Origin of the sequence: Mycobacterium sp. TY814 (assembly GCF_030755175.1) — a bacterium.
Lineage (GTDB): Bacteria > Actinomycetota > Actinomycetes > Mycobacteriales > Mycobacteriaceae > Mycobacterium.
This window is the reverse complement of record NZ_JAUFRY010000001.1, coordinates 1,568,486-1,585,316: the sequence shown is the minus strand read 5'-3', so window position 1 is coordinate 1,585,316 and position 16,831 is coordinate 1,568,486. Positions and strand designations below refer to the sequence as shown.

The following is a 16,831-nucleotide window of genomic DNA, read 5'->3' as shown; positions in this document are numbered from 1 at the left end:
GGAGAAGGGGCGGGCAGATGTCCGGTCGCTGGCGCACGAAATCGGTCGAGCAATCGATTGCCGATACCGACGAGCCGGCCACCCGGCTCCGCAAAGATCTGACCTGGCTGGATCTGGTGGTCTTCGGCGTCTCGGTGGTGATCGGGGCCGGCATTTTCACCGTCACCGCATCCACCGCCGGCGACATCACCGGACCGGCCATCTGGATTTCGTTTCTCATCGCCGCGGGGACCTGCGCGCTGGCGGCGCTGTGCTACGCCGAATTCGCGTCCACGCTTCCGGTGGCCGGCAGCGCCTACACCTTCTCCTATGCCACCTTTGGCGAGTTCCTGGCCTGGATCATCGGCTGGAACCTGGTGCTGGAGTTGGCCATCGGCGCGGCGGTGGTCGCCAAGGGCTGGTCCAGCTACCTGGGTACGGTGTTCGGTTTCGCCGGCGGCACCCTCGCGCTCGGGCCGATCGAATTCGACTGGGGCGCGCTGCTGATCGTCGCGCTGGTGGCCGTCCTGCTGGTGCTCGGCACCAAGCTCTCGTCCCGGTTCTCCGCGGTGGTCACCGCCATCAAGGTGTCGGTCGTGATCCTGGTTGTGATCGTCGGCTCCTTCTATATCAAGGCCGCGAACTACACCCCGTTCATCCCGAAGCCGGAGGCCGAGCACCAGGGCCGCGGGATGGACCAGTCCGTGTTGTCGCTGCTGACCGGCGCCGGCGGTAGCCACTACGGCTGGTATGGCGTCCTGGCCGGCGCCTCGATCGTGTTCTTCGCCTTCATCGGGTTCGACATCGTGGCGACCATGGCCGAGGAAACCAAGAATCCCCAGCGCGACGTCCCGCGCGGCATTCTGGCCTCACTCGGGGTCGTGACGCTGCTGTATGTCGCGGTGGCGATCGTGCTGTCCGGGATGGTCTCCTACACCCAGCTGCGCAGCGTCCCGGGCCACGGTCAGGCGAACCTGGCCACCGCGTTCCAGGCCAACGGCATCTACTGGGCCAGCGGGATCATCTCGGTCGGAGCGCTGGCCGGCCTGACCACCGTGGTGATGGTGCTGATGCTCGGTCAGTGCCGGGTGTTGTTCGCGATGGCGCGCGACGGCCTGCTGCCCCGGGGGCTGGCGAAGACCAGCTCGCGAGGCACCCCGGTGCGCATCACCGTGCTGGTTGCGGTGGTGATCGCCGCGACCGCGTCGGTGTTCCCGATCAACAAGCTCGAGGAAATGGTCAATGTCGGCACGCTGTTCGCCTTCGTCCTGGTTTCCGCCGGCGTCATCGTGCTGCGCCGGACACGTCCCGACCTGCCCCGGGGCTTCAGCGCGCCGTGGGTGCCGGTGCTGCCGATCGCGTCGGTGTGCGCCTGCCTCTGGCTGATGCTCAATCTGACCGCGCTCACCTGGCTCCGTTTCGGCATCTGGCTGCTGGTGGGGGTCGCGATCTACGTCGGCTACGGCCGGCGGCACTCGGTCCAGGCCCGGCGCGAGAAGGGTGACGCCGACCTGGACATTTGAGCTAATTTTGGATAGTTAGTTTACAAAACAACGTCTTGTGTCTAGACGCGAGACGTAAACGGTTGTAATGTCCAACCTCAAGTGGTGAGACTCACACAAGGAGGTATGGCGTATGACCACACAAATCGACGGCACTCCGGAGGTGCCGGTAGCCGAGTGGCGCGACAAGAAGCGCTACTTGTGGCTGATGGGATTGATCGCTCCGACGGCGTTGTTCGTGATGCTGCCGGTGATCTGGGGCGTCAACAAGCTGGGCTGGCACACGGCGGCCGAACTGCCGCTGTGGATCGGGCCGTTCCTGGTCTACATCCTGTTGCCGCTGCTGGACCTGCGCTTCGGCCCGGACGGGCAGAACCCGCCGGATGAGGTGATGGAGCGGCTGGAGAACGACAAGTACTACCGCTACTGCACCTACATCTACATCCCGTTCCAGTACGCCAGCGTGATCCTGGGTGCTTACCTGTTCACCGCGTCGAACCTGCACTGGCTGGGCTTTGAGGGCGGACTGGGCTGGCTGGGCAAGATCGGCGTGGCGCTCTCGGTGGGCGTGCTCGGCGGCGTCGGCATCAACACCGCGCACGAGATGGGGCACAAGAAGGACTCGCTGGAGCGCTGGCTGTCCAAGATCACCCTCGCGCAGACGGCCTACGGCCACTTCTACATCGAGCACAACCGCGGCCACCACGTTCGGGTCTCGACCCCTGAGGACCCCGCCTCGGCCCGCTTCGGCGAGACGTTCTGGGAGTTCCTGCCGCGCAGCGTCGTCGGCAGCGCCCGCTCGTCGGTGCACCTGGAGGCGCAGCGCATCCGCCGGCTCGGCAAGAGCCCCTGGGACCCGCGGACCTACCTGGGCAACGACGTGCTGAACGCCTGGGCGATGACGGTGGTGCTGTTCGGCGCGCTGATCGCGGCCTTCGGGGTGAGCGTGATCCCGTTCCTGATCATTCAGGCGATCTTCGGCTTCAGCCTGCTGGAAGCCGTCAACTACCTCGAGCACTACGGGCTGTTGCGGCAGAAGAACGCCAACGGCCGCTACGAGCGCTGCGCTCCGGTGCACAGCTGGAACTCCGACCACATCGTCACCAACCTGTTCCTCTACCACCTGCAGCGGCACAGCGACCACCACGCCAACCCCACGCGGCGCTACCAGACCCTGCGCAGCATGGAAGGTGCGCCCAACCTGCCCAGCGGGTACGCATCGATGATCTCGCTGACCTACTTCCCGCCGCTGTGGCGCAAGGTCATGGACCACCGGGTGCTCGAGCACTACGACGGCGACATCACCAAGGTCAATGTGCAACCGCGGCTGCGCAAGAAGCTGCTCGCCAAGTACGGAGCGGCAGCATGAGCGCCGCGTACAAGTGCCCCGTCTGCGACTACCGCTACGACGAGGCCAAAGGCGACGCCCGCGAAGGTTTTCCGGCCGGCACCGGCTGGGACCAGATCCCCGATGACTGGACTTGTCCGGACTGCGCCGTCCGCGAGAAGCCCGATTTCGAACTAGTCCAGGAAGGATGAGATGACATGAGTGACTACAAGCTCTACCAGTGCGTCCAGTGTGGTTTCGAGTACGACGAAGAGCTGGGCTGGCCGGAAGACGGCATCGCGCCCGGCACCCGGTGGGACGACATTCCCGAGGACTGGAGCTGCCCCGACTGCGGTGCTGCCAAGTCCGACTTCGTCATGGTGGAGGTCGCCCGGTCATGATCGGCACGAACTTCGCCCCGAAAACAGATATGGTCGCGCCTGTGAAGCGGATTCCCTACGCCGAAGCGTCACGAGCCTTGTTGCGGGACTCCGTGCTGGACGCGATGCGGGACCTGCTGCTCACCCGCGACTGGTCCGCCATCACCTTGTCCGACGTGGCCCGGGCCGCCGGCATCAGCCGGCAGACCATCTACAACGAGTTCGGGTCCCGGCAGGGCCTGGCGCAGGGTTACGCCCTGCGCCTGGCCGACCGGCTCGTCGACACCGTCAAGGGTGCGCTGGACGCCAACATCGGCAACATCTACGAGTCGTTCCTGCAGGGGTTCCGGGCCTTCTTCGCCGAGTCGGCGGCCGACCCGCTGGTGATCTCGTTGTTGACCGGTGTCGCCAAGCCGGACCTGCTGCAGCTGATCACCACCGACAGCGCGCCGATCATCAGTCGTGCCTCGGCGCGGCTGGCCACGGCGTTCACCCAGACGTGGCTGGCCACCAGCGACGACGACGCCGGCGTGCTGTCGCGGGCGATCGTCCGGCTGTGCCTGAGCTACGTGTCGATGCCGCCGGAAGCCGACCACGACGTGGCGGCCGATCTGGCCAGGATGATGACCCCGTTCGCCGAGCGCCACGGCGTCATCAACGTGCCCTGACCAGGACGGCAATTGGCCGGAGGCTAGAGTGAGTCCAGAGAGTATCTAGGCTGACGCGCCTGCTCGGACTCAAAGAAGCCCCCAAAGAAGGATGTAAACCCCTATGACGACGCTCGAAAATTCGCTGACCCCCGACGTTCGCAACGGCATCGACTTCAAGGTTGCCGATCTGTCGCTGGCGGATTTCGGCCGCAAAGAGCTCCGGATCGCCGAGCATGAAATGCCCGGCCTGATGTCACTGCGCCGCGAATACGCCGAGGTGCAGCCGCTGAAGGGGGCCCGGATCTCGGGTTCGCTCCACATGACCGTCCAGACCGCGGTGCTGATCGAAACCCTGACCGCGCTGGGCGCCGAAGTTCGGTGGGCGTCGTGCAACATCTTCTCGACCCAAGACCATGCGGCGGCCGCCGTCGTTGTCGGCCCGCATGGCACACCCGAAGAGCCCAAGGGTGTCCCGGTGTTCGCCTGGAAAGGCGAGACGCTCGAGGAGTACTGGTGGGCCGCCGAGCAGATGCTCACCTGGCCGGACGAAGACAAGCCGGCCAACATGATTCTTGACGACGGTGGCGACGCCACCATGATGGTGCTGCGCGGCATGCAGTACGAGAAGGCCGGCGTGGTGCCGCCCGCCGAGGAAGACGACTCGGCGGAATGGAAGATCTTCCTGAGCGTGCTGCGCAATCGCTTCGAGACCGACAAGGGCAAGTGGACCAAGATCGCCGAGTCGGTCAAGGGCGTCACCGAGGAGACCACCACCGGCGTGCTGCGCCTGTACCAGTTCGCCGCGGCCGGTGACCTCGCCTTCCCGGCGATCAACGTCAACGACTCGGTCACCAAGTCGAAGTTCGACAACAAGTACGGCACCCGCCACTCCCTGATCGACGGCATCAACCGCGGCACCGACGCCCTGATCGGCGGCAAGAAGGTGCTGATCTGTGGCTACGGCGACGTCGGCAAGGGCTGTGCCGAGGCCATGAAGGGCCAGGGCGCCCGGGTCCAGGTCACCGAGATCGACCCGATCAACGCGCTGCAGGCGATGATGGAGGGCTTCGACGTGGTGACCGTCGAGGACGCCATCGCCGACGCGGACATCGTGGTGACCTCGACCGGCAACAAAGACATCATCATGCTCGATCACATCAAGGCGATGAAGGACCATTCGATCCTGGGCAACATCGGCCACTTCGACAACGAGATCGACATGGCCGGCCTGGAGCGCTCCGGTGCCACCAAGACCAACATCAAGCCGCAGGTCGACCTGTGGACCTTCAAGGAGACCGGCCGCTCGATCATCGTGCTGTCCGAGGGTCGGCTGCTGAACCTGGGGAACGCCACCGGCCACCCGTCGTTCGTGATGAGCAACAGCTTCGCCAACCAGACGATCGCCCAGATCGAGCTGTGGACCAAGAACGACGAGTACGACAACGAGGTATACCGGCTGCCCAAGCACCTCGACGAGAAGGTGGCCCGCATCCACGTCGAGGCGCTCGGCGGCAAGCTGACCAAGCTGACCAAGGACCAGGCCGAATACCTCGGTGTCGACGTCGAGGGCCCGTACAAGCCGGACCACTACCGCTACTGAGCCGGGTCCCGTCGCGAGTGTGCGGCCAGCCGCACATCCAGCGTCGAGCGTGCGGCCTGCCGCACATTCGGCGCTGGGCGGATAGCATCGCGCCGTGCTGATCGCGATCGAAGGCGTCGACGGCTCCGGCAAGCGGACCCTGACCGACGGGCTGCGCACGGCATTCGCGGTCGCCGGCAAGTCGGTCGCAACGCTGGCGTTCCCCCGCTATGGGCAGTCGATCACCGCCGATCTCGCAGCCGAAGCGCTGCACGGTCAGCACGGCGACCTCGCCGGCTCGGTCTATGCGATGGCGACGCTGTTCGCGCTCGACCGGTCTGGGGCCGTCGCGGAGATCGAACGACTCACCCACCAGCACGACGTGGTGATCCTGGACCGCTATGTCGCCTCCAACGCGGCCTACAGCGCGGCGCGGCTGCATCAGGACGCGGCCGGGGACGCGGTGGAGTGGGTGCGCACGCTCGAATACGAGCGGCTCGCCCTGCCGGTGCCGGACTGGCAGATCCTGCTCGCGGTGCCGGCCGAGCTAGCGGGGCAGCGCGCCCGCAGCCGGGCCGAGAGCGACCCGGGCCGGGCGCGCGACAGCTATGAACGCGACGACGGGCTGCAGCGGCGGACCGGCGCGGTGTACGCCGGACTGGCCGCCGCGGGTTGGTCCGGGCGGTGGCTGGTGGTGGACGCAGACATCGATCCGGCCGCTCTGGCCACGTCCCTTTGGGGGTCCGAGGCGGCCGTTTAGCACAATTTCGGTGCCATTTGGCCTTATCAATCGAGAAACACGCGTGTGGTAGCCGAGTTTTGTCTTGATCTGGTGACACCATGGAGACCATGAGGCAAAGGATTCTCGTCGTCGATGACGACGCTTCGCTGGCCGAGATGCTCACCATCGTGTTGCGTGGGGAGGGTTTCGACACCGCGGTCATCGGCGATGGCACTCAGGCCCTGACCGCGGTGCGCGAGTTGCGCCCGGATCTGGTGCTGTTGGACTTGATGCTGCCCGGTATGAACGGCATCGACGTCTGCCGGGTGCTGCGTGCCGATTCGGGCGTGCCGATCGTCATGCTGACGGCCAAGACCGACACCGTGGACGTGGTGCTCGGCCTGGAATCCGGCGCCGACGACTACATCATGAAGCCCTTCAAGCCCAAGGAGCTGGTCGCGCGGGTGCGGGCACGCCTGCGTCGCAACGACGACGAGCCGGCCGAAATGCTGTCCATCGCCGACGTGGACATCGACGTGCCGGCCCACAAGGTCACCCGCAACGGCGAGCAGATCTCCCTGACGCCCCTGGAATTCGACCTGTTGGTCGCGTTGGCGCGTAAACCCCGCCAGGTGTTTACTCGTGATGTGCTGCTCGAACAGGTCTGGGGCTACCGGCACCCGGCGGACACCCGCCTGGTGAACGTGCACGTCCAGCGCCTGCGCGCCAAGGTCGAAAAGGATCCCGAGAACCCGACCGTGGTTCTGACCGTTCGAGGAGTGGGTTACAAGGCCGGCCCCCCGTGATCCGGCCGGGGAAGTGCGGTGTAGGTGATCTGGCGCTCGCCACGACGTAGTCGAGGTCGCTGGGGGCGTTCCGGCCCTTTGCCGCGCGGCTTGAGCGCTGTGAGCCGAGCCGTCGCCGTGGTCTGGCGTCGATCCCTGCAGTTACGTGTCGTTGCCCTAACCCTGGGGTTGTCGCTGGCGGTGATCCTGGCGCTGGGTTTCGTACTGACCAGTCAGGTCACCAATCGGGTGCTCGACGTCAAGGTCAAGGCCGCGACCGATCAGATCGAGCGGGCCCGCAACACCGTCAGCGGCATCGTCAACGGTGAAGAAACGCGCTCGCTGGACAGCAGCCTGCAGCTGGCCCGCAACACGCTGACCTCGAAAACCGATCCCGCCTCCGGTGCCGGCCTGGCGGGAGCTTTCGACGCCGTGCTCATGGTGCCCGGCGACGGGCCGCGGGCCGCCTCGACCGCAGGCCCGGTCGACCAGGTGCCCAACGCGCTACGCGGCTTCGTCAAAGCCGGCCAGGCCGCCTACCAGTACGCGACGGTGCACACCGAGGGCTTCTCCGGTCCGGCGTTGATCGTCGGCACTCCGACGTCGTCGCGGGTGGCGAACCTCGAGCTGTACCTGATCTTCCCGCTGGCCAACGAGCAGGCCACCATCACGCTGGTGCGCAGCACGATGGCCACCGGCGGGCTGGTGCTGCTACTGCTGCTGGCCGGCATCGCGCTGCTGGTCTCGCGTCAGGTGGTGGTGCCGGTGCGGTCGGCGTCGCGGATCGCCGAGCGCTTCGCCGAGGGGCACCTGTCCGAACGGATGCCGGTGCGCGGCGAGGACGACATGGCGCGGCTGGCCGTCTCGTTCAACGACATGGCCGAAAGCCTCTCCCGGCAGATCACCCAGCTCGAAGAGTTCGGCAACCTGCAGCGCCGGTTCACCTCCGACGTCAGCCACGAACTGCGCACCCCGCTGACCACGGTCCGGATGGCCGCCGACCTGATCTATGACCACAGCGCAGACCTGGACCCCGCGCTGCGCCGCTCCACCGAATTGATGGTCAACGAGCTGGACCGCTTCGAAACCCTGCTCAACGACCTGCTGGAGATCTCCCGGCACGACGCCGGTGTGGCCGAGCTGTCGGTGGAAGCGCTCGACCTGCGCACCACCGTCAACAAAGCACTGACCAACGTCGGCCACCTGGCCGAAGAGGCCGGCATCGAGCTGCTGGTGGACATGCCGACCGACGAAGTGATCGCCGAGGTCGACGCGCGCCGGGTGGAACGCATTCTGCGCAACCTGATCGCCAATGCCATCGACCACGCCGAGCACAAGCCGGTGCGGATCCGGATGGCCGCCGACGAGGACACCGTCGCCGTCACCGTCCGCGACTACGGTGTCGGCCTGCGACCCGGCGAGGAAAAATTGGTGTTCAGCCGGTTCTGGCGTTCGGACCCCTCTCGGGTGCGGCGCTCCGGCGGCACCGGGCTGGGTCTGGCGATCAGCATCGAGGATGCCCGGCTGCACCAGGGGCGTCTGGAGGCGTGGGGCGAGCCCGGTCAGGGTGCATGCTTCCGGCTGACGCTGCCGCTGGTGCGCGGACACAAGGTCACCACCAGCCCGTTGCCCATGAAGCCGATCCCGCAGCCGGCGCCGGCGGCCAACCCCGCATCCGTCGCCGATCAGCGCACCCGGGAGCACGCCGGATGAGGCGCTTGCTGGGTGTCCTGATGGCAGCGGTGAGCGTGCTGGCCGGCTGCGCGAGCGTGCCCAGTTCGTCGGCGCCGCAGGCCATCGGCACCGTCGAGCGACCGGCGCCGTCGAACCTGCCCAAGCCCACCCCGGGCATGGATCCCGACGTGTTATTGCGCGAATTCCTCAAGGCGACCGCCGATCCGGCCAACCGGCACCTGGCGGCCCGGCAGTTCCTCACCCAGTCGGCCTCCAATTCCTGGGACGACGCCGGTAGCGCGCTGCTCATCGACCATGTGGTGTTCGTGGAAACCCGTGGCGCCGAGAAGGTTTCCGCGAGCATGCGGGCCGACATCCTCGGCTCGCTGTCCGATATCGGGGTTTTCGAGACCGCCGAAGGCCAGCTGCCGGACCCGGGACAGATCGAGCTGGTCAAGACGTCCGGCGGATGGCGCATCGACCGCCTGCCCAACGGCGTCTTCCTGGACTGGCAGCAGTTCCAGGCGACCTACAAACGCAACACGCTGTACTTCGCCGACCCCACCGGGAAGACCGTCGTGCCCGACCCGCGCTACGTCGCGGTGTCCGACCACGACCAGCTGGCCACCGAGCTGATCTCCAAGCTGCTGGCCGGGCCGCGTCCGGAGATGGCGCACACAGTGCGAAACCTGCTGGCACCGCCGCTGCGGTTGCGCGGCCCGGTCACCCGGGCCGACGGCGGCAAGAGCGGCGTCGGGAAGGGTTATGGCGGCGCCCGCATCGAGCTCGAGAAGCTTTCCACCACCGACCCGCACAGCCGGGCTCTACTCGCCGCACAGATCATCTGGACGCTGGCGCGGGCCGATATCCGCGGGCCCTACGTCATCAACGCCGACGGCGCCCCGTTGGACGATCGGTTTGCCCAGGGCTGGAACACCTCCGACGTCGCCACGACCGACCCGGGCGTGGCCGACGGCGCCGGCGCCGGATTGCACGCCCTGGTGGGTGGATCGCTGGTGGAACTGGACGGACAGCATGTGACCACGTTGCCCGGAGCGTTCGGTCGCATGGGTGACCAGACCGGCGCCGCATTGTCACGCAGCGGGCGGCAGGTGGCATCGGTGGTGACACTGCGCCGCGGGGCGCCGGACATGGCGGCCTCCCTGTGGATCGGCGACCTCGGTGGCGAGGCGGTCCAGTCCGCCGACGGGCACAACCTGTCGAGGCCCAGCTGGTCGCTGGACGATGCGGTGTGGGTGGTGGTCGACGCCAACAACGTGCTGCGGGCGATTCAGGAACCCGCGACCGGACAGCCGGCCCGTATCCCGGTGGACTCCACCGCGGTGTCCAGCCGCTTCCCCGGGCCGATCACCGACCTGCAGTTGTCCCGCGACGGGACCCGCGCGGCGATGGTGATCGGGGGACAGGTGATTCTCGCCGGTGTCGAGCAGACTCAGGCCGGCCAGTTCGCGCTGACATACCCCCGGCGGCTGGGCTTCGGACTCGGAACGTCAGTGGTGTCCCTGTATTGGCGAACAGGTGACGACATCGTGGTGACCCGCAACGACGCCACCCACCCGGTGTCCTACGTCAACCTCGACGGCGTCAACTCCGATGCGCCCGCACGAGGGCTGCAGATCCCGTTGTTCGCCATCGCCGCCAATCCGTCCACCGTCTATGTCGCCGGTCCACAGGGCGTGCTGATGTACTCCGCGTCTGCCGCGGAGAACCAACAGGGCTGGTCAGAAGTGGCCGGACTGATGATCGGCGGCGCGGCGCCGGTCCTGCCGGGATAACAGTGTCGAGCAACTGACCCCACCGGCTACCCTGCTGCTGAGGAGGCGCTTGCCGATGTCGCCCAAGGTTCCATTCCTGCGTTGGGACGACCCGTTCCGCGCCTTGGAGATGCTGTCTTCGCTGTGGTCCTCGACCGGAATTCCGTCGGTCGGGGCCCACGCGGTGGCGATGCCTTACCGGACCTTGTTCGCCACGTTGCAGCAGCTGCTGGTCGGTAAGGAAGTCACCGTTCGCATCGGCGATCAGGACGTGACGCTGACCGTCGTCGAGCTGGAGTCGGAGCTGGATCCGCAGGGGTTGCCGGTGGGCCAGCTCGGCGAAGTCCGGGTGGCGGCACGCGATATCTGCTGGGCCGACAACCGCCTGCAGAGCGCGGTTGCCGTGATGCGCAACGTGCACATCCGTCCCGGGGTGCCGCCGCTGGTCATTGCGGCCCCGACAGAGCTGACCACCGAGTTGCCGAAGGACGTCTTCGACCATGTGCTGGAGCAGGCGGCACCGCATCTGCGCAGCGAGTCGGGGGAGGACGGGACGGCGCGGCTGAGTTGGGCGCGGCGACCCGGGCTGGGCGGTCTCGAGGTGGACGCCGACGTGGTGGGCTCGACTTTGTGGTTGCGCCCGCGGGCGGTGGTGGCCGGCCAGCGGCGGTGGAAGCTGCCATTGCGGACGCCGGCCTACCAGGTGGCGCTGCCGGAGCTGCCGCATGGATTGATGATCACCGGGGTCGAGCTCACACCGGATTCCCTGCACCTGGCCGGTCTGCTGCCGGAGTGGCGGATGGAGTTGCCGCTGCGGGCGCTCGAAGAGCTCATCACCCGGCTGAGCCAGGGTGCGCTGAGCTTCAGCTGGCCGTCGCTGTGGTGGGGCTCGGACTGATCGGGCGAGCGAATTACATGTCTGTAAATTACATCGCTGTAATTCGATGTAGACGGTAGCTGAATAGTCATTTCTCGCGCTTTTTCTGCCATTCGGCGATTGCGGCCCGATGGCGACCCGGGCGACCGGGTAGCACAGTTTTGAGGGTCAAAACCCTTCCGCTCGTAACTGTTTGGGAAAGACACTGTCACGGCACGGCCGGTGCTTGGCATCGGTTCGGCAACCATCAATTTTGTGCTCTAGGCAAGAATTCGACACGCCGATACGGTTCCCCATTGTTATTGATTGCGGGGGCAATTGGGGAGAACGAACGGAGTTGGCGTTGCGGATTATCGATCGATTCTGCGTAGCGGTTGCTGCCGGCGCGGGGTTGTGCGGGGCTGCGCTGGCGTTGAGTCCGGGTGCGGTGGCCACTCCACTGCGCACCGGCGGCGGGAACTGCATCGAGCAGCAGATGGGATTCGCTGCCGGGCCGGTGGCCGCGGCGCCCGTGGTGCTGCCCGGTCCGGTGCCGATCGCGCCCGCGGTACCTGTCGTGCCGGTCGTGCCTCCGGTGCCCCCAGTGCCCGTGGTGCCTCCGGTGGCGCCGGTTGTTCCGGTCGCGGGCGCGGGGGCCGGGGCGGCCGAAGGTGCAGGGGTCGCTGCTCCGATCGCGACGCAGGCCGGTACCGGCAAAGGTGCACCCATGACTCCGTCCAGTGGGAAGGCCGCCGACCCGGTCGTGCTGCCGGGGCCGCAGGCGCCCTCGCCTCAGGCCGTGGCCGCCGAGGTGCCCTCGGCACCTATCCCGGCCGTGCTGGCCGGGACGACGACCGCATTGCCGGCGTGTGGGGCGGTGGGCGCTCCGGCGCAGTAGGAGTCGCAAGGTGGCGAATCCCCGACGAGGCATCTGACCCGCCTCGAGTGCTACAGGCCCGCTGAGCCGAGAGTGAAAGCGGTGACGAGGATGAGGGATTGGCCGATGGAGCACAGGAGCGGGATGACGAGGGGGAGTCGTCGGCGTCTCCACAAGTAGGCGTAGGTCGTCGCAACGACCTCGACGATGATCAGCACGCCGGTTCCCACCGCGCTGATCAACGCGGCCTCCCGAAGATGAGACCCGCGCTCGCAATGCACGTGGTGAATGCGGCACTGATCGTGTGGATCGGCGGTGACCAGAAGTGCCAGATTCAGCAGCACCGTGAACAGCACCAGAACGGCATGCAGCGCGACTAGCCCAATTGCCCCGCCGTTGCCCCTTCCCGTTCGGAGGGCCGAATTCTGTGCGGGCATGGACTGATTGTCGGCGACTCGGTGGCCTTTCGCACGAGTGACGGGGCCTGACCTGCGGTGACACCGGAGTGTCAGGGGGCCTTGTATACTCGAACAAGTGTTCGAATCATCCAGTGGCGGCGCTCCCTCCGGGGAGACACCGGGTCCCCGGTCGCCGACGGTGGGGGAGTGGGCGGTGTGGGATGCCCGCTGGCGCGAGTCGGTGGTGCGTCGTCAGGTGTTGGCCGTGGCGACTGAGGAGTCGGTGGGCTGGATGGCGCGGATCGGTGCCGCGGCGCGCTGGGTCAATCAGGGTGCGGCCGCGGAGTTGGTGGCGATTGGGGAGTTGTTCGCCCACCGGCTGGCCCGGGGTGGGGAGCGGGAGGACTGGGCGATCGACACGACCAGGGCGGTGGCTGGGGAGGTGGCCGCGGGGTTGAAGATCAGTCAGGGCCGTGCGGAGACCAAGGTGCGTTATGCCCGGGCGATGCGTGAGCGGCTACCGCAGGTGGGCGCGGTGTTGTGTGCCGGGGATATCGATCTGGAGGCGTTCTCGACGATTGTGTTCCGTACCGATCTGATCGAGGACCCGCAGGTGCTGGCGGCGGTGGACGCCGCGATCGCCGCGCGGGTCACACGCTGGCCGTCGTTGAGCCGGGGGCGGCTGGCTAAGAAGGTCGATGCGATCGTGGCCCGCGCCGATGTGGATGCGCTGCGCCGCCGCAAAGAAGCGCAGGCTGATCGGGAGGTGTGGATCGGTCCGCCGGCCGACGGGATCTGCCCGATCGAGGGCCGGTTGCGCAGCACCGACGCCCGGGCCGTGGAAGCGCGGCTGACGGCGTTGGCGGCCACGGTGTGCCCGCATGATCCGCGCACCACCGCCCAGCGCCGCGCTGATGCGTTGGGGGCGCTGGCCGCTGCGGCGACCCGGCTGGGCTGTGAATGCGGCCGCCCCGATTGCACCGCCACCGCCAGCAAGCCCGCCGGGCCGGTGGTGATCCAGGTGATCGCCGAACAAGCCACCCTCAACGGGCACGCCGACAACCCCGCCTACCTACTGGGCGGGCAGGACCTCATCACCCCTGAACTGCTGGCCGAGTTGGCGTTGTCCGCCAAACAGGTGCCGTTGATCCATCCCGGCTACGCCGCCCCTGAACCCCACTACACCCCGTCTGCGGGGTTGGCCGATTTCGTGCGGGCCCGGGATCTGACGTGCCGCTGGCCCGGCTGCGAGGTACCGGCCACCGGCTGCGACCTGGATCACCATCCCCTACGCCCAGGGCGGGCCCACCCATGCCGGCAACCTCAAGTGCTACTGCCGCGCGCACCATTTGATGAAAACGTTCTGGGGCTGGACCGAGCAGCAACTCGCCGACGGCACCCTGATCCTGACCTCCCCGGGCGGGGACACCCACGTCACCACCCCCGGTAGCGCGCTGCTGTTTCCCAGCCTGTGCCACGCCGTGGGCGGCATGCCCGCCCCCGAAGCCCACACCCCACCACAGGACTACTGCGCCGAGCGCACCGCGATGATGCCCACCCGCCGCCGCACCCGCACCCAAGACCGCGCCGCCCGCGTCGCCGCCGAACGCCGCGCCAACCGCCAGGCCCGCATCACCGCCACCGGCCCACCCGACGACGAACCCCCACCGTTCTAGCTGGGTGGCCGGTCGGGGTTCAGGGTCGACGGCTGCAGCGGTTTCGGGTCGGCTTCCTTGCCGCTGTCCACGGCCGGGACGCCTTCTTTGACGATCACCGGGTCACCGACGTGGACCGTATTGAAGTACCACTCCGCGTCGGTGGGGCTCAGGCTGATGCAGCCGTGGCTGACGTTGTCGACGCCCATCGCGTTGACCGCCCACGGAGCCGAGTGCACGTACAGACCGTGGTTGGTGATGCGCACGGCATAGTCCACCTGCAGGCGGTAACCATCGGGGTTGTCGACGGGAATGCCGACGCTGCTCGAATCCATCATCACCGAGCGGTCTTTCGCGAGAACGCTGTACGTCCCCACCGGCGTTCCATATTCCGGCCTGCCCATGGACGCGGGCAGCACGCCCGGCTCGCCGAAGTGCGTGCGGTGATGCGGCGCCGGCAGCGCCGGCGCCGGCGTGTCCGCCTCGACCCCGTCAATGCTCACGGTGAACGTGTGGTTGGTGATGTCCGCGACGCCGACGACGGCCGGGCCCGTCTTGAACTCCGTGCGCAAACCGCCCACCGAGAGCGCCACGGTGCTGTGCGCCGGCCAGAACCGGTCGGGCACCCACTGCACGACGTTGCTGTCCAGCCACTCGAACTTGCCGCTCATCGCGGGTGCCGACGTCACTTCGATGGCATGCTCCACGGCCTCGCGGTTCGCTACCGGTCCGCCGAATGTCACCACGACGGGGTGTGCGACACCCACCACCGAGCCGCGCACGGGCAGCAGCGCAACGATGTCGGCGTAGCTGGCCGACTTGCTCGCCGCCATCAGCGTGACGCCGGCGTGCCCGGCCATCACTGTCGAAGTGATGCCCAGGAACACCAGCAGAGACCGGATCGCCGCCCGCATGGCTTTCTCTCCAGGGTTAATTAGTCGGATGGGTAATAAGCCTTCGCTGCTGGAATGGTAGGGCCGCTACCAGCGCGAAACTGAAAGCGCGCGAACGCAAGTCGGTCAGTGTTTGGTTACAAGTAGGTCTCCGTCCGGACTTGTCACCCCCGGCGGCGACACTGACTGGATGCTCGACCTCGTCCTGCCACTGCAGTGCGGCGGCTGCGGAGCCCCGGCCACCCGATGGTGTCCGGCCTGCGCGAATGCACTCGCCGTGGAACCCGGCGAACCGCTGGTGGTCAGTCCCCGCATCGATCCCGAAGTACCGGTCTTCGCACTCGGCCGCTACACCGGCGTCCGGCGCCAGGCGATCCTGGCGCTCAAGGAGCGCGGCCGCAGCGACCTCGTCCTACCTCTCGCGCAGGCCCTGGCCGTCGGGATCCACCGTTTGTGGTGCTGGGGTATGGTCAGCACCCCGCTGACGATCGTGCCGGCACCGACCCGGCGCTCCGCGGCCCGGCGACGGGGTGGGGACCCCGTCACCCGAATCGCGGACGCCGCCGTGGCGGCCAACCCGGACATCGCCGTCACCGGCGCCTTGCGTATGCGGGCCCTGGCCCGCGACTCGGTGGGCTTGGACATCTCGGCCCGCGAACGCAACATCGCCGGCCGGGTACGGCTGCGCGGCCGCCGGCCGGCCACCGAGGTGCTGGTCGTGGACGACGTCATCACCACCGGCGCCACGTCGCGCGAGTCCGTTCGGGTGCTGTGCGCTGCCGGCGTGCCGGTCGCCGCGGTCCTCGCTATCGCCGCCGCGTGAAGAACTCGCAACAGGTCTGCGAATTAGGTGGCACGTTAAGGCGAACAAGGGCTAACGTCGACAGCACCAGCAGCACCCGCGGTAGGAGGTGAGAATACGATCTCTTGCTCCGGCGGGCAGCCTGCGGCGGTGGCTCCTCCATACCGCTCTAACCCCGTCGGTGCGTATCTGAATCAGTGCCGGGCACGCAGGTCGCGTGTGACGTGAAAAGAGAAACGAGTTGTCACGAATGCCAAGGCTCACAGCGGATTCCGAGCAAGTTCTCGATGCAACCGGAACCGGGGACCAGGCCGAACCAACGGCCCAGGCCGAGATCGTGTTCAAGGGACGCAACGTCGAGATACCCGACCATTTCCGCATCTACGTTTCGCAGAAGCTCGCGCGCTGCGAGCGATTAGACAAGACCATCTACCTTTTCGACGTCGAGCTCGACCACGAACGCAACCGCCGCCAGCGCAAGGCCTGTCAGCGCATAGAGATCACCGCCCGCGGCCGGGGACCGGTGGTGCGCGGCGAGGCCTGCGCCGACAGTTTCTATGCCGCGCTGGAGTCCGCCGTCGCCAAGCTGGAGAACCGGCTGCGCCGCGGCAAGGACCGCCGCAAGGTGCACTACGGCGACAAGACGCCGGTATCGCTGGCCGAGGCCACCGCGGTGCTGCCGCCACTGGACAAGGCGTTCAACGCCGAGCCGGCGGATGCGCATGACCACGTGGGCGCCGACTTGGAGCACAAGGACCACGAGCCGGGCAAGGTGGTGCGCACCAAGGAACACCCCGCCAAGCCGATGTCGGTCGACGACGCGCTCTACGAGATGGAACTCGTCGGGCATGACTTCTTCCTGTTCTTCGACAAGGAGACGGAACGGCCTTCGGTGGTCTATCGCCGGCACGCGTACGACTACGGCTTGATTCGGCTGGCCTGACTCAGCCTGGCCTGATCACCCCGTCACCTAGGATG

The 16,831-nt window shown here is 67.3% G+C and carries 16 protein-coding genes and 1 pseudogene; 15 read left to right on the top strand and 2 right to left on the bottom strand.

Annotation, left to right across the window (positions count from 1 at the left end; genetic code table 11):
• Window positions 1-17: 17 nt before the first annotated feature.
• The 12 genes from QXH22_RS06980 (at window position 18) to QXH22_RS06925 (ending at window position 12,126) form a co-directional block, all read left to right on the top strand.
• Entirely contained in the window at window positions 18-1,502 is a 1,485-nt protein-coding gene (locus QXH22_RS06980; protein WP_306241979.1) for an amino acid permease, read from the top strand.
• Window positions 1,503-1,614: 112 nt separating this feature from the next.
• The gene (locus QXH22_RS06975) at window positions 1,615-2,850 is read left to right on the top strand and encodes an alkane 1-monooxygenase (RefSeq protein ID WP_306241978.1); all 1,236 of its coding nucleotides are present in this window, start codon (window positions 1,615-1,617) and stop codon (window positions 2,848-2,850) included.
• Window positions 2,847-3,020, top strand: a complete 174-nt coding sequence (locus QXH22_RS06970; protein ID WP_306241977.1) for a rubredoxin — start codon at window positions 2,847-2,849, stop codon at window positions 3,018-3,020. Before QXH22_RS06975 ends, QXH22_RS06970 begins: the two co-directional genes overlap by 4 nt.
• A gap of 6 nt (window positions 3,021-3,026) precedes the next feature.
• Entirely contained in the window at window positions 3,027-3,209 is a 183-nt protein-coding gene (locus QXH22_RS06965) for a rubredoxin (protein ID WP_055576520.1), read from the top strand.
• 29 nt (window positions 3,210-3,238) lie between these two features.
• Window positions 3,239-3,856 carry a TetR family transcriptional regulator gene (locus tag QXH22_RS06960; RefSeq protein WP_172834810.1) on the top strand — a complete coding sequence of 206 codons (618 nt, stop codon included), beginning with the start codon at window positions 3,239-3,241 and terminating at the stop codon, window positions 3,854-3,856.
• 103 nt (window positions 3,857-3,959) lie between these two features.
• Window positions 3,960-5,438 (top strand): adenosylhomocysteinase, encoded by a 1,479-nt coding sequence (gene ahcY, locus QXH22_RS06955; RefSeq protein ID WP_306241976.1) that lies wholly within the window; start codon window positions 3,960-3,962, stop codon window positions 5,436-5,438.
• Between the two features lie 94 nt (window positions 5,439-5,532).
• Window positions 5,533-6,177, top strand: coding sequence for a dTMP kinase (locus QXH22_RS06950; protein WP_306275217.1), 645 nt, complete (start codon window positions 5,533-5,535; stop codon window positions 6,175-6,177).
• An 80-nt stretch (window positions 6,178-6,257) separates the two neighbouring features.
• Window positions 6,258-6,944 carry a two-component system response regulator MtrA gene (mtrA, locus tag QXH22_RS06945; protein ID WP_065048905.1) on the top strand — a complete coding sequence of 229 codons (687 nt, stop codon included), beginning with the start codon at window positions 6,258-6,260 and terminating at the stop codon, window positions 6,942-6,944.
• Between the two features lie 24 nt (window positions 6,945-6,968).
• Window positions 6,969-8,636, top strand: a complete 1,668-nt coding sequence (mtrB, locus tag QXH22_RS06940) for an MtrAB system histidine kinase MtrB (protein WP_306241974.1) — start codon at window positions 6,969-6,971, stop codon at window positions 8,634-8,636.
• Entirely contained in the window at window positions 8,633-10,393 is a 1,761-nt protein-coding gene (gene lpqB, locus QXH22_RS06935; RefSeq protein ID WP_306241973.1) for an MtrAB system accessory lipoprotein LpqB, read from the top strand. Before mtrB ends, lpqB begins: the two co-directional genes overlap by 4 nt.
• A 55-nt stretch (window positions 10,394-10,448) precedes the next feature.
• The gene (locus QXH22_RS06930) at window positions 10,449-11,270 is read left to right on the top strand and encodes an LmeA family phospholipid-binding protein (RefSeq protein ID WP_306241972.1); all 822 of its coding nucleotides are present in this window, start codon (window positions 10,449-10,451) and stop codon (window positions 11,268-11,270) included.
• Window positions 11,271-11,592: 322 nt separating this feature from the next.
• Window positions 11,593-12,126 (top strand): hypothetical protein, encoded by a 534-nt coding sequence (locus tag QXH22_RS06925; protein WP_306241971.1) that lies wholly within the window; start codon window positions 11,593-11,595, stop codon window positions 12,124-12,126.
• Window positions 12,127-12,176: 50 nt separating this feature from the next.
• Here QXH22_RS06925 and QXH22_RS06920 read toward each other — a convergent pair whose 3' ends face one another.
• A complete protein-coding gene (locus QXH22_RS06920; RefSeq protein ID WP_306241970.1) occupies window positions 12,177-12,542 on the bottom strand; it encodes a hypothetical protein in 366 nt (121 codons plus the stop codon).
• Window positions 12,543-12,717: 175 nt separating this feature from the next.
• Between QXH22_RS06920 and QXH22_RS06915 the strand changes: the two are divergent.
• Window positions 12,718-14,179 (top strand): annotated as a pseudogene (locus QXH22_RS06915) (HNH endonuclease signature motif containing protein).
• On the opposite strand, the gene QXH22_RS06910 reads toward QXH22_RS06915, so the two are convergent.
• Complete coding sequence (locus tag QXH22_RS06910) at window positions 14,176-15,072, bottom strand: Ig-like domain-containing protein (protein ID WP_306241969.1); 897 nt, start codon at window positions 15,070-15,072, stop codon at window positions 14,176-14,178. The pseudogene QXH22_RS06915 and the gene QXH22_RS06910 sit on opposite strands and share 4 nt — an antisense overlap.
• Before the next feature lie 169 nt (window positions 15,073-15,241).
• On the opposite strand from QXH22_RS06910, the gene QXH22_RS06905 reads away from it, so the two are divergent.
• Together QXH22_RS06905 and hpf are read left to right on the top strand one after the other, a co-directional pair.
• Window positions 15,242-15,874, top strand: coding sequence for a ComF family protein (locus tag QXH22_RS06905; RefSeq protein WP_306241968.1), 633 nt, complete (start codon window positions 15,242-15,244; stop codon window positions 15,872-15,874).
• 229 nt (window positions 15,875-16,103) lie between these two features.
• On the top strand, window positions 16,104-16,796 hold the full coding sequence (gene hpf / locus QXH22_RS06900; protein WP_306241967.1) for a ribosome hibernation-promoting factor, HPF/YfiA family: 693 nt from the start codon (window positions 16,104-16,106) through the stop codon (window positions 16,794-16,796).
• Window positions 16,797-16,831: the final 35 nt, after the last annotated feature.